This window comes from Comamonas jiangduensis, from assembly GCF_030162955.1.
GTDB classification, from domain to species: Bacteria; Pseudomonadota; Gammaproteobacteria; order Burkholderiales; family Burkholderiaceae_C; genus Comamonas; species Comamonas jiangduensis.
Genome location: NZ_JARXOV010000002.1, coordinates 192,209 through 205,186 on the forward strand (window position 1 = coordinate 192,209; position 12,978 = coordinate 205,186).

A 12,978-nucleotide genomic window follows, 5' to 3' on the forward strand; every position below is an offset into this window, starting at 1 on the left:
TTTGACTGTAATAACTGTGCATTCACCACCAAGGTAAGGTATGGGCAAAGCCGCATTGCAATGGACACCCGAGATGCTGGCGCTGCTGGGTACGGACAAAGATGCCGTGCTGGCACAGCGCTGGGGCACCACGGCCAAAACCGTGAACCTCAAGCGCAATGCGCTGGGTATTCCTGCGTTTGGCTGGGTGCAGTGGACACCCGCCATGCAGGCGGCCTTGGGCACGGACAGTGATGCGGAGTTGGCCAAGCGCTGGGGCATGAGCAAAGCCAGCGTGGTGGCCAAGCGCAAGGAGTTGGGCATTGCCTCACTGACTGAAAAGCAAGGCACGGGCTTTGTCTGGAACGACGCGGCCGTGGCTTTGCTGGGCACGGCTTCCGATGCCAAAGTGGCTGCGCAGTTGGGGGTGACGCGGCTGACCGTGTACAACGCCCGTGTCGCGCGCGGTATTGCTGCGGCGCCGCGTGGCGTTGCCAAGCCGGACGCTGACTGACGCTGCTTCGTAGGCTGCACAAACTAGCCTGTGCAAAGTTGCCTGCGCAAAGCGGGGCACTGTCAGAGCACAGCCGCTGCCTACCCATCGCTGCAAATCACCAGATAGCTTGCGTCATGGTGCGCAGCACCGATGGTGCATGCCATGGTGGCACAGCACCTGTGCAAGCCGCCTTCCAAGATCGCTTCAAAGCAGCGCCTGCAAGGTGCGCAGGCTGCTTGCATCGTCGGCCATGGCCACGGGTAAACGCAGCATGGTGGATGCCTGCTGGTGGGCAGAAAACAGCACTCCGGGCGCCAGCAGCACGCCTTGTGCAGCGGCCTTGCGGGCCAGTACTTCGGTGTCTTGGTGCAAGGTGTCTACCCAGGCAAACATGCCGGCCAGCGGTTCTTGGTGCACCACCAGGCCCATGTGCTCCACCAGCTTCAGGCAGCGGTGGCGGGTTTCATCGAGCCGCTCACGCAGGCGTTGTACGTGTTTGCGGTAGTGGCCGTCCGCCAGGATGCGGTGCACCACGCGCTCACCCAGTTCGGGGCTGGTCAGGCCGCTGAGCAGCTTGGCGTCCGTCAAAGATTGAATCCGCGCGGGCGATGCCGCGATATAGCCCACGCGCAGGCTGCCCGCCAAAGTTTTGGAAAAACCACCGATCAACAGCACACGGCGCAAGCGGTCCAAGGTGGCCAGCCGCGTGGGCTGAACCACAAAGTCGGCATAGGTGTCGTCTTCCAGGATCAGAAAATTGTGCTGCTCGGCCAAACGCAGCAGGTCATACGCCACAGGCAGCGACAAGCCAAACCCCGTGGGGTTGTGCACCACCGAGTTGGTAATAAACAGCTTGGGCTGGTGCGCCTGGGCCAGTTGCTCCAAGGCCTGAATATCGGGCCCGTCGCGCAGGCGCGGCACGGGCACCACCCGCACCCCCAAAGAGCGCAGCAGGCCAAATACCAAAAACCAGGCCGGGTCTTCCACCAGCACGGCATCGCCGGGGCGCAGCATGCTGCGCAGCACCAAATCCATGCCTTGCGTGACGCCGGTTACGGTCATCAACTCTTGCTCAGGGTCCACCGCCAAGCCCTGTGTCAGCAAATACGCGGACAACTGCTGGCGCAGTGGTGCGTAGCCTTGTGGGGCGCCGTAGCTGAGCAACTGCATGCCCGCGCTGCGCCCCACGGCGCGCACGGCGGCGTTCAGCATGTCGTGATCCATCCAGCTGGCAGGCAGCATGCCCGTGCTGCCATCGAAATGCACGCCATCATGCTGGCGAAAAATGCTGCGCAGCAAAAACGGCGTATCAAAAGCGGCGTCGGGTGCCAAGCTGGGGGCTTGCAGGTTTTTGGGGCTTGAGCCCTTATGGGGTATGCGCTGGGTGCTCACATAAAAGCCAGCACCGGGGCGTGAGTGAATACCGCCTTGGGCCACCAAGCGGTCATAGGCCTGCACCACCGTATCGCGGCTGACGCCAGCGCTATCAGCCAGTTGGCGCACCGAGGGCAAGCGCGTGCCTGCGCGCAGGCTGTGGCTTTGCAGCAATTGCTGGCAGTGGTGCACCAATTGATCCACCAGCGGCGGCATGCCGGGCGTGCGTTGGGGCTGCCAGCCCAGTGCATTGCTGGCAACTGTCTGGGTGTTTGGAGCCATACAGTAGGTAAAGTGATTTGGTGATGTGTACCGGTACTGTATGGGTGAATGCCCCTAGCATGCAAGCATTGCCTTCCCGGAGTCTTGTATGAATTTGCCGCTTGATGTGGCTGCGCTGACCAGCAGCCCTGCTTTGTTGCCCTTGGCGACGTTTATTTTTGTCAGCTCCATCACGCCGGGCCCCAACAATGTGATGCTGACGGCTTCGGGCGCCAATTTTGGCTACCAGCGCAGCATTCCCCATATGCTGGGGATTACGCTGGGCTGCGCATTGATGCTGCTGATGGTGGGCGCAGGGCTGGGTGCCGTGTTTGAACAGATGCCCCAGTTGTACACCGTGCTGCAGTATGTGGGTGCAGCCTATTTGGTCTGGCTGGCCTGGAAAATTGCCACCTCAGGGCGCGCGCAGTCCAGCGCTGCCAAGCCCCAGCCCTTGAGTGTGTGGCAGGCAGCGGCTTTCCAGTGGGTGAATCCCAAGGCGTGGCTGATGTCGGTGGGGGTGGTGGCGGCCTATACCTCACCGCATGCGTACTGGAGCAGTTTGTCGCTGGGCGCGGTGGTCATGCTGGTGGTGAACTACCCGTGCATCAGCGTCTGGACCCTGTTTGGCAGCGGCATTGGGCGCTGGCTGCAATCTGCGCGCGCGCTGCAGATTTTTAATGGGGTGATGGCATTTTTATTGCTGCTGTCGCTGTACCCGCTGCTAGCGGGCATGCACTGAGGCAGGGGCGTCGCAGGAGATTGGTCGGCATCGACATCGATATGCACAGCGACAGCTCAAGCTGCCTGCATGGCAACCCCGGCGATCACGGTGGCGCGTTGCGCCCTTCAGGCCACACTGGTCAGCGTGGCATAGCGGCGCACTTGGGCCAGCAGCTCGTTGGGTGAATAAGGCTTGGTCAAAAACGCTTGCGCACCCATGCTGATGGCTTTGTGGCTGACAGGGCCTGCGGCATGCGCGGTCAGCATCACCACCGGCAAATGCTGAAAGCGTGCATCGGCCCGCACGCGCCGCAGCAGCTCCATGCCGTCCATGTCGGGCATTTCCACGTCCACAATCAGCAGCGCTGGCAGATGGCCTTCTTCCAGCAACTGCAGGGCTTCGAGACCGTCGGCAGCGGTGGCGACACGGTAGCCACTGGCTTGCAGCAGGTGCTGCGCCAGGCGGCGCACACTCATGGAATCGTCGGCCAGCAAAACCAGGGGGCGCTCGGGTTCGTGGTGTGGCTCCGCCACAGGCGCCTGGGCATCATGCTGGTTCAGCAAGCGTATTTCATGCGCGCTCAGCACCGCCGTTGGCTCATAAACTTGCAGCACTTGGCCAGACGGCTGCGCCGCAGTGCCCAGCAGCCCGGGAATGGGCACTTCCAGATCGGCAGGCGCTTGCAGCGTCACTTCCTGGGTGCCCAGCACCTCATCCACGATAACGCCCCAGCGTGCCGTATCGCCGCGCACAATCAGCAAGCTGCGCTGGCCATCAAGCGGCGGCTCAAGGCTGCGGCTGGATTGCTGCCACACAGCCCCAGCCCAATAGATGGGCAGGGGTGCAGCGGCTTTGTCTTGCAGCACCCCTTGGGCCAGGGCCTGATCGGCCACGGCGGCGGGAATGCGGCGCACTGTCTCCAGGCTGCGCGCAGGAATGGCAACACGCCAGCTGCCCGCACGCAAGGCCAGCACTTGCTCCACCTGGGGGGGGGCAGGCAAGGTGATGTCAATGCGGCAGCCTTTGCCAGGGTTGCTGGACACATGCAGCTTGCCGTGCAGTTGATGGATAGTGTCAACGACGGCATCCATGCCAATGCCACGGCCCGCCAGTTCGGTGACGCTGCTGGCGGTGCTCAAGCCCGGGTGCAAGATCAGCGCTGCAGCGCGGGCGTGGTCTACCGGCTCCTCGGCGGCGATGAGGCCCAGCGCCACGGCTTTGCGGCGAATGGCTTCGGTGTTCAGGCCAGCGCCATCGTCAAAAATACTCAGCACCTGCTGGTGACCGGCGGTGTGCAAGCGGATCAGAATTTTTCCGGTGGCGGCTTTTTGGGCTGCTTTGCGCTGCGGCGCCGTCTCAATGCCGTGGGCCACGCTGTTGCGCAGCAGGTGCTCCAGCGCGGGCGTCAGCGCGGCTTGCACATTGCGCTCCATCACGGTTTCGGCACCTTGCCAGAACACATCCACGCTCTTGCCCGCGTCTTGCGCTGCCAGCTGCACGCAGGCCGTCAAACGCTCTTGGATGTGGGTCAGGGGCAGCAGCCGGGCATACAGCAAAGTGTGTTGCAGGGCGCGCAAGTGCCCTGCGTGGCTGGTGAAGGCTTGCTGCACGTCGGCCACGCCATGTTGCAGCTGCTGCTGGGCGGTGCCCAGATCGTCGGTGCAGTCATTGAGGGCGTGCACCAAATCGTGCAGCTCTTCGTGCCATTCGTAAGGCAGCTCGACATCGCCGTGCAGCATCAAGGTGTCGGCCCAGGCCGCGCAGTCTTGAATTTGGGTGCGCAGCTTTTGCAAGCTGCTGGCAATTTCTTGCAAAGACAGGGTGCTGGCGGTCAGCGCCTGCTGGCCCGTGTCTTGGCTGTGCCACAAGGCTTGTGCGTGGCGCGCTACCGCTTCCAGCGGGTTCAGGTTCAGGCGACCGGGTTGGCGCTCTGGGTGCCGGTCAGCCATTTCCTGTTGCAAGGCCACAAAGGCAACGCGCAAAGCCTCCAGGGGCTGCGGCAGCGCAGCGGGGCCACGTGGGCCTTCGATGGATGGCACCTCCAAAGCCAGTCCCTCCAAGGCATGCACCTGGCTGGCCCAAGGCATGGCCCCGGCCAAGCGCGCACTGCCTTTGAGGGTGTGCAGGCTGCGCAGCAAAATCTGCCGGGCGCTGCTGTCTTGCGGCACCTTGACCCACTGCTTGAGCGCGCTTTGCAGCTTGGGCCAGATGGAGAGCATTTCCTCTTCAAACACCGAGAAATGCATGGCATCCAGCACCGGTGCGGGGGATGCGGGGGCGGGCTCTGCAGTGGCTGCGATGGCGGCTTCGTCGTCCATATCGACGTCGGTGTCGAGGACGAAAACATCACCGTCACCGTCGCTGTGATTGCCGTCAGCGCTATGCGAAGGGGCTTCAGGCGCCTCAGGTGCCACCGGCATGGAAGCTGCTGCACAGGGCGCAGGCGCCGCTGCCGCGACGGGCTCGGGCAATTGCGCATACAGGCTGTGCAAGGCATCCATCACCTGCGGGTGCGCGCGGCGCATAAAACCGGCAGCAAACTGGTGCAGCAGGCGGCGAATTTCTTCGCTGGCATGCTGGCAGGTTAGGCGCTGGGGCGGCGCAGCATCGGCGGGCATGCGCAGCAAGCAGCGTTGCAGCAGGTGGGCCAGTGTGGCAATTTCAGTGCAGCCCGCAGCCCATGCCAGTCGAGAGAGTTCCCCGGTGTTTTCAGGTGTTTGCGGGCACAGCGTGGTCTGCGCATCGTTTTGCCAGGCCGCGATGCTGGATTCCAGTTGCTGGGACAGCGTTTCTGCGGTTTGCAGGAAATCGAGGTCAGGTTCAATCTGGGCCGATGACGCCAGCCCGTGCACCAAGGTTTCTGCCGGGTGAATTTCCGGTGCTGCCTGAAACGCAGGCAAGTGCACGGTCGGCGCTAGCGCTGGCTCCGCGCTGGAGCTTTCCGCCGTGATGCCTAGGGGCTGGGTGGCAGCTTCGGTAGCCGTGGCATCAGAGCCTGCGCCTGCGCCTGCGCCGGGCTGGCAATGCTGGTAGACCAGCGCCAGCGTATCGGGCAAGGGTCGCTTGCGCTGCTGCGCCGCCTCCACCGCCTGGGCACAGAAAAAAAGCAAATCGCGCACCAGGGCGGTCGAAGGGGTTTCGTCGCCCTTGGCAAAGCTGGCGTAATGCGCCAGCAGGCGCGAAGCCAGGCGCTTGGCGTAAATATCCAGCTCCAACAGGCCGTATTCCACCGCCTGCAGCCATGCTGCGGCCAATTGCCAGGTGGTGCCATCTTGCGCATGGGCTGCCAAGCCCAGGCTCAGTTGCTGCAGCGTGGTGCAAAAGCTGGGGTTGCTGGTTTGCAGCAGCGCCAGCACGTGCTGGTCAAACTGGGTGCGGATTTCTGCGCTGGGCGGGGTGGCGCTGGCACCGGCCGGAGCTGCGATGGTGGGGGTGGGCCACGGTGCATCCCACAAATCTGCCGGGTGGGCGCTGTCTTTGCCGCTGAGTTTGGTGATGGCGCGGTAGCTGGCAAACAGGTCTTGGGGGTGCGCTGCTGCACCGCTGTTCAAGGCCTGCAAGAAGGCTTGCATGTCGCGGGTGGCCAGTTGCAGCAGCTCGCCTGCTTTGTCGCTTGGTAGCTCGCCCGTGCTGGCATAGGCTTGCAGGGGCGCTTCCATGGACTGCATGAGCTTGCCCAGGCTGGCAAGCTCCACCACCTGCACGGCCTGGGCCATTTGCTGCAGCAACTGCCTGGCCTGCAGGGCGTGCACCACGCTGCTGGGGGGCAGCATCTGCGCCAAGTCGTGCACCATGGCCGTCAACGAGGGCAAAAGCAGCTGGCGGGGATGTAGCGGTGCAGTGTCTGCGGACGGCTGCGCAGTCTCAGTCATGGGTCAAAGCGGTGCAAGAAGGTGGTGGCGTGGACTATAGAGCGCAGCGCGGCTGCGTGTCGCCTTTATTCGACAAACTTGCCGTTTTCTTTGCGGCGCTGGCGTATGCCTTTGCGGATAAACATTTCGGTGCCGTCCAAGGCGATAAATGGCAGCGTCATATCAGACTGCACGTGCGCGCGCAGGCGTTGGGGCAGGTCTGCCAGCACGACTTGCACGGTGTGTACGGCCGGTGTGCTGCGGTCGTGCTGGGTGCTGAGAAAGTCTTCCAGGTAGCTGCGCACGCCGGCCTCCAGCTGCTCCAGGGTAGCGGGGGCGCCCACGTATTCGGGCTGGTTGCTGCCTGAAACTTCGGTGCCGTAGAAGTAGCAGCCGATGTAATCGCGGAAGGTTTCGCCCACGTCCGGGCCTTTGGTGAGTTTGCGCAGAAGATCTTTAAGCCACATGGCAGCAGGCTTTCATAGCGAGCATGCGCAAAAACAAGAGCGGCTTGCGCGTGCAGATAAAGGAATGCAGCATGAAATGTACCGCAAACCTTTGAAAATCCAGCGTAAGCCGCTTCTGATTTAGTGTTGGCAGAAGTCTTCCATCAGCTGTGCCACGATGGCCGGCTGGTCGTGGTGCAGCATATGCCCGGCATCGTCCACCTGGGCCACACGGCACTGGGCAATGGCTTGCAGGCGCTGGTGGTATTCGCTCAAGCGGTACTGCGCTTTCCACCACTGACCCAGGCTGTCCTCTGTGGCTTCCACCGCCAGTACGGGGGCGGTGATGGCGGCATAGTGCGCCAGGGCTTCGTCCACGCGGAACAACTGGGGGTTCACCACTTTGTGGGCCGCATCGCCCAAGATGGCCCAGCGGCCTTGTGCATTGGGGGCTGCCCATTCGTGGGCCAGCCACAGGGCTTTGTCTATGTCCAGGCGGCGGTTGGTTTTTTGCAGGCGTGTGGCCACCGCTTGCACGCTGTCATAGGTTTTGAGTTCCATCTCTTGGGCGTGCAGCGCTTTGAGCTCATCCAGCCACTTGGCGATGCGCTGTGGCGCTTGCGTGGGCTGCGTGGCAGGAAGGCCAAAACCTTCCAGATTGACCAGGCGCCGAATGCGCTGCGGGCGCGCGCCTGCGTACAGCATGGCCACGTTGCCGCCCATGCTGTGGCCGACCAAGTCCACGGGTTGATCGCCCGGCGCGTAATGGTCGAGCAGGGCGTCTAAATCACCCAGATAGTCGGCAAAGCTGTAGTGGTCGCAGGGTGCGGGCAGCATGCTGTGGCCAAAACCGCGCCAGTCGGGGGCAATGATGTGCCGCTGCTGGAAGAAGGCTTCACTTAAGGCGTCCACCACAAACTGCCAGGAGGCACCCACATCCATCCAGCCGTGCACCAGCACCAAGGGGGCCATGCCGGGCTGCGGCTGGCCCCAGGTGCGCACACGGTAAGTCATGTGGCGGATGGGCAAATCTTCAGTCTGAGAGGGGCGCTGCGGTGTGTACATGCGGCACATTATTTGCGCAGTCGGTACTGACCACAGTCAAGAGCGTGACGCAGCGCTCTACACTTGCTAGCCATGAATAGCCCAACAATGAACCCTGTGCGGCTGGGCCGCAGTGATGTGCTGGTCAGCCCTATTTGCTTGGGCACCATGACCTTTGGTGAGCAAGTGAGCGAGCGCGATGCCTTCGCCATCATGGACCGTGCGCTGGAGCGCGGTGTGAATTTCTGGGACACGGCCGAGATGTACGCCGTGCCCGCGCGCGCCGAAACCTATGGCGCCACGGAAACCATCATTGGCCGCTGGCTGGCGGCCCGCCCCGGTGCGCGTGCGCAGGTGGTGCTGGCCAGCAAGGTGGCCGGCCCCTCGCGTGGCATGCCCTGGATTCGCGAAGGCAAGGGCATGACGGCGGCAGACATCATCGCGTCGTGCGAAGGCAGCTTGCGCCGCTTGCAAACCGAGGTGATTGACCTCTACCAAATCCATTGGCCCGAGCGCCATGTGCCCGCTTTTGGCAATCTGTACTACGACCCGGCCAAGGAAGTGACGCAAACCAGCATCCACGAGCAGTTGCAGACGCTGGCCCAGCTGGTGCAGCAAGGCAAGGTGCGTGCGGTGGGCTTGTCCAACGAAACCCCGTATGGCGTGCATGAATTTGTGCGTTTGGCCGAGCAATACGGCCTGCCCCGTGTCGCCAGTGTGCAAAACCCGTACTGCCTGATCAACCGCAGCTGGGACAACGCCATGGACGAAACCTGCGACCGTCTGGGCGTGGGGCTGCTGGCGTATTCGCCTTTGGGCGTGGGGCTGCTGACGGGCAAGTACGACCAGTCGGGCTTGACGGGGCCTGCGGCTCCGCAAGGCACGCGCCTGTCCTACCCCTCTGTGCAAAAGCAGCGCTGGGGGCGCCCTGAAGCGCTAGAGGCCGCACGCCACTACAACGCTTTGGCGCGAGAGCATGGTTTAACGCCGACGCAGCTGGCGCTGGCATTTTGCTATCGCAGCTGGCGCGTGGCCAGCACCATCATTGGTGTGACCAGTGTGGCGCAGCTCGATGAGAATCTGGAGGCATGGGGCGTGCAGCTGTCCGAGGAGGTGCTGACGCAGATTGATGCTTTGCGCTGGAAATATCGCGACCCCGGACAGTAAAAAAACGATGGCCAAAAAAGACAAAACGCATGTGAGCGAGACGCCCGCCACCCAGTTGCTCAAGGCGCACCGGGTGGCGTTTACCGAGCACCCTTATGACTATGTAGAGCACGGGGGCACCGCTGAATCCGCCAAACAGCTGGGGCTGGATGAGCATGCGGTGGTCAAAACCTTGGTCATGCAAGACCAAGATGCCAAACCGCTCATCGTGCTGATGCACGGTGACTGCACCGTATCCACCAAAAACCTGGCGCGCCAGATTGGCGCCAAGAGTGTGGAGCCGTGCAAGCCCGAGGTGGCCCAGCGCCACAGCGGCTACCTGGTAGGCGGCACTTCGCCGTTTGGGGTGCGCAAGCAGATGCCGGTCTATATCGAGCAGACCATTCTGGATTTGCCACGCATTGCCATCAACGGCGGGCGGCGTGGTTTTTTGGTGCAGCTGCAGCCCCGGGTTTGTGTGGAGTTGCTGGGCGCCCAGCCGGTGCAGTGCGCGCTGGCACAATAGCGGCCTTGGTACTGGCGGCTTGGGCACAGGCGTAGCCAGCACGCTCTATATAACAAGAGCCAGCCTGATGGCTGGCAAGGATTGCAGTCTTGAATTCCACACTTCCTCTCGTCGCCACCGTGGTGGCGTATTTGATTGGTTCGCTGTCTTTTGCGGTGATCGTCAGCGCTGTCATGGGGCTCAATGACCCCCGTACCTACGGCAGCGGCAACCCCGGTGCCACCAATGTGCTGCGCTCAGGCAGCAAGGCGGCAGCGGCATTGACGCTGCTGCTGGATGCCGTCAAGGGGCTGGTTCCGGTGCTGCTGGTCAAATATGTCGGCCCCGACTACGGCTTGCATGATGGCACCTTGGCGCTGGTGGCCATTGGCGCGTTCCTGGGGCATCTGTTCCCGGTGTTCTTCAAGTTCAAGGGTGGCAAGGGCGTGGCGACGGCGCTGGGCGTGTTGCTGGGCATTAGCGGCTGGCTGGGGCTGTTGGTGCTGCTGACATGGCTGGCCGTGGCGTTGACCACGCGGTATTCATCGCTGTCGGCCTTGGTGGCCGCAGTGCTGGCGCCGGTGTACTACGTGCTGCTGGGAGGCAGCTTGTGGAACTATGACCAATCCGTGCTGCTGGCGGTGATTGCCATGTCGGCCTTGCTGCTGTGGCGCCATGCGGAAAACATCGGCCGTTTGCTCCGGGGCCAGGAAAGCAAAATCGGCAGCAAAAAAGACAAAACCGCTCCTGTCGCCAAGCCGGTCAGCCAGAAAAAGCGCCGCCGTTAAGCCCCGTACGGTGTTGCACCCCAGAAAAGCCCGCCATGTGCGGGCTTTTTTGTGCCCATCTGTGTGTTGCATAGCATGTGCCGCGTGCTTGCGCACATCAAGCGAAGCAATAAATCAATAGCTGCTAGCGCTTGTCATATAAGCATTTGAAGCACTTTTCATGCATATTTTTTTGAGCGCCCAGTAGGGCAGGCAATCACGACTGGCAGTCGACGTATCCAGACTTACGCGGATATGAAAAGCACGGTCGTGCGTTCCTAATGCAGATTTTGCATTGTTTGCTGTTTGGGACACCTCGGATGACTGCTGCTTACCCCCACCTGCTTGCCCCTTTGGATCTGGGATTTACCACCTTGCGCAACCGCGTGCTCATGGGCTCCATGCACACCGGGCTGGAAGACGACCGCAAAAATCTGCCGCGTTTGGCAGCCTACTTTGCCGAGCGTGCGCAAGGGGGCGTGGGCTTGATAGTCACCGGGGGCTTTGCGCCCAACCGTGCGGGCTGGGTCAAGCCGTTTGCGGGCACGATGAAAAGCAGCGCGGATGCCAAAGCCCATCGCCCGATCACCGAGGCCGTGCATGCCCACGGCGGCAAGATTGCGCTGCAAATCTTGCATGCGGGGCGCTATGGCTATCACCCAATCTCGGTGGCGCCTTCGCGCATCAAGTCGCCGATTACGCCATTCACGCCCTGGGCGTTGAGCACCTCCGGGGTGGAAGGGCAGATTCAAGATTTTGTGGATTGCGCCCGCCACGCCCAGGATGCAGGCTATGACGGCGTGGAAATCATGGGCAGTGAGGGCTATTTCATCAACGAATTTCTGGCCACGCACACCAACCGCCGCACCGACCGCTGGGGTGGAGACTATGCGCAGCGCATGCAACTGCCCGTGGAGATCGTGCGCCGCACGCGCGAGGCGGTGGGACCGAACTTTATTTTGATTTACCGCCTGTCGATGCTGGATTTGATTCCCGACGGCAGCGACTGGAGCGAAGTTGTGCAACTGGCCCGAGCGATCGAGGCGGCTGGTGCCACCATCATCAACACCGGTATTGGCTGGCACGAAGCGCGGGTGCCCACGATTGCCACCTCCGTGCCGCGCGGTGCATTTGCGTGGGTGACGCGCAAGCTCAAAGGGGCGGTGGGTATTCCGCTGGTGGCCACCAACCGCATCAACACGCCCGAGATGGCCGAGCACATTCTGGCCCAAGGCGATGCGGACATGGTTTCCATGGCGCGCCCGCTGTTGGCGGACAGCCACTTTGTGGCCAAGGCCGCGCGTGGCAATCCGCAAGACATCAACACCTGCATTGCTTGCAATCAGGCCTGCTTGGACCATGTGTTCCAGAACAAAACCGTCTCTTGTCTGGTCAACCCCCGTGCGTGCAGAGAAACGGAGCTGAACTATCTGCCCACCCAGCACCCCAAGCGCATTGCCGTGGTGGGGGCAGGGCCGGCCGGCTTGGCGGCGGCAACCACGCTGGCACAGCGCGGTCATCGGGTTGAGTTGTGGGATGCGGCGCCCGCCATTGGCGGGCAATTCAACATGGCCAAGCGCATTCCGGGCAAAGAAGAGTTCTCCGAAACCTTGCGTTATTTTGAGCAGCGCCTGCTGGCAACGGGCGTGCGCGTGCAACTGGGTCAGGCAGTCACTGCCGAGCAGTTGGTGGCAGCGCAGTACGACGAGGTGGTGCTGGCAACGGGCGTGGTGCCGCGCAATCCGCGCATTCCGGGCCAGGAAGAAGCGCAGGCTGCTGGCATGGTGCTCAGCTATATCGATGTGCTGGCGCAGCAAAAGCCGGTGGGCCAGCGTGTGGCGGTGATGGGGGCAGGGGGCATTGGCTTTGATGTGGCGTACTACCTGGCTAATGGCCCGCACTCGACGGCCACCGACTTGCCCGCCTGGCAAAGCGAGTGGGGCGTGGCAGACCCCGCCTTGCACCGCGGTGGCTTGCAGCCCGCGCAACCTTTGCCAGCGCTGCGTGAGGTGACGCTGCTGCAGCGCAAGCCCACACAGGTAGGCAAGGGCCTGGGTAAAACCACGGGCTGGATTCACCGCGCAGAGTTGCGCATGAAGCGCGTGAAGATGCTGGCGGGGGTGAATTACGAGCGCATCGATGCGCAGGGCTTGCACATCAGCTTTGGCAGCAAGCGCGAAAACCCCAGCTTGATTGCCGTGGACCACATCATTGTGTGTACCGGCCAGGAGCCGCAGCGCGCTTTGCAGCAAGCATTGCTCAACGCCGGTGTTTCCACGCATATTATTGGCGGGGCCGATGTGGCCGCAGAGCTGGATGCCAAGCGTGCGATTGCACAGGGCAGTGAATTGGGGGCGCGCCTTTAATTTTTGTGCAGCGGCGGCT

The 12,978-nt window shown here is 62.4% G+C and carries 10 protein-coding genes; 6 read left to right on the top strand and 4 right to left on the bottom strand.

Annotation, left to right across the window (positions count from 1 at the left end; all coding sequences use genetic code 11):
- Positions 1 to 40 precede the first annotated feature (40 nt).
- Positions 41 to 493, top strand: a complete 453-nt coding sequence (locus QEP12_RS02340) for a hypothetical protein (RefSeq protein WP_284213245.1) — start codon at positions 41 to 43, stop codon at positions 491 to 493.
- Between the two features lie 186 nt (positions 494 to 679).
- Here QEP12_RS02340 and QEP12_RS02345 read toward each other — a convergent pair whose 3' ends face one another.
- Entirely contained in the window at positions 680 to 2,131 is a 1,452-nt protein-coding gene (locus QEP12_RS02345; RefSeq protein ID WP_219164334.1) for an aminotransferase-like domain-containing protein, read from the bottom strand.
- An 88-nt stretch (positions 2,132 to 2,219) separates the two neighbouring features.
- On the opposite strand from QEP12_RS02345, the gene QEP12_RS02350 reads away from it, so the two are divergent.
- Positions 2,220 to 2,852 carry a LysE family translocator gene (locus tag QEP12_RS02350; protein WP_284213246.1) on the top strand — a complete coding sequence of 211 codons (633 nt, stop codon included), beginning with the start codon at positions 2,220 to 2,222 and terminating at the stop codon, positions 2,850 to 2,852.
- Between the two features lie 107 nt (positions 2,853 to 2,959).
- On the opposite strand, the gene QEP12_RS02355 is transcribed toward QEP12_RS02350, so the two are convergent.
- From QEP12_RS02355 to QEP12_RS02365, 3 genes are all read right to left on the bottom strand, one after another.
- Positions 2,960 to 6,706: a hybrid sensor histidine kinase/response regulator gene (locus QEP12_RS02355; protein ID WP_284213247.1), complete on the bottom strand. Its 3,747-nt coding sequence runs from the start codon at positions 6,704 to 6,706 to the stop codon at positions 2,960 to 2,962.
- 65 nt (positions 6,707 to 6,771) lie between these two features.
- Positions 6,772 to 7,152: a hypothetical protein gene (locus QEP12_RS02360; RefSeq protein ID WP_174864221.1), complete on the bottom strand. Its 381-nt coding sequence runs from the start codon at positions 7,150 to 7,152 to the stop codon at positions 6,772 to 6,774.
- Between the two features lie 120 nt (positions 7,153 to 7,272).
- Positions 7,273 to 8,196 (bottom strand): alpha/beta fold hydrolase, encoded by a 924-nt coding sequence (locus QEP12_RS02365; protein ID WP_174864222.1) that lies wholly within the window; start codon positions 8,194 to 8,196, stop codon positions 7,273 to 7,275.
- Positions 8,197 to 8,283: 87 nt separating this feature from the next.
- Between QEP12_RS02365 and QEP12_RS02370 the strand changes: the two genes are divergently transcribed.
- From QEP12_RS02370 to QEP12_RS02385, 4 genes are all read left to right on the top strand, one after another.
- Complete coding sequence (locus tag QEP12_RS02370) at positions 8,284 to 9,342, top strand: aldo/keto reductase (protein ID WP_174864224.1); 1,059 nt, start codon at positions 8,284 to 8,286, stop codon at positions 9,340 to 9,342.
- Positions 9,343 to 9,349: 7 nt separating this feature from the next.
- The gene (gene ybaK / locus QEP12_RS02375; protein WP_174864223.1) at positions 9,350 to 9,847 is read left to right on the top strand and encodes a Cys-tRNA(Pro) deacylase; all 498 of its coding nucleotides are present in this window, start codon (positions 9,350 to 9,352) and stop codon (positions 9,845 to 9,847) included.
- Positions 9,848 to 9,936: 89 nt separating this feature from the next.
- Positions 9,937 to 10,614 carry a glycerol-3-phosphate 1-O-acyltransferase PlsY gene (gene plsY, locus QEP12_RS02380; RefSeq protein WP_284213248.1) on the top strand — a complete coding sequence of 226 codons (678 nt, stop codon included), beginning with the start codon at positions 9,937 to 9,939 and terminating at the stop codon, positions 10,612 to 10,614.
- A 299-nt stretch (positions 10,615 to 10,913) separates the two neighbouring features.
- On the top strand, positions 10,914 to 12,959 hold the full coding sequence (locus QEP12_RS02385) for an NADPH-dependent 2,4-dienoyl-CoA reductase (protein ID WP_284213249.1): 2,046 nt from the start codon (positions 10,914 to 10,916) through the stop codon (positions 12,957 to 12,959).
- Positions 12,960 to 12,978: the final 19 nt, after the last annotated feature.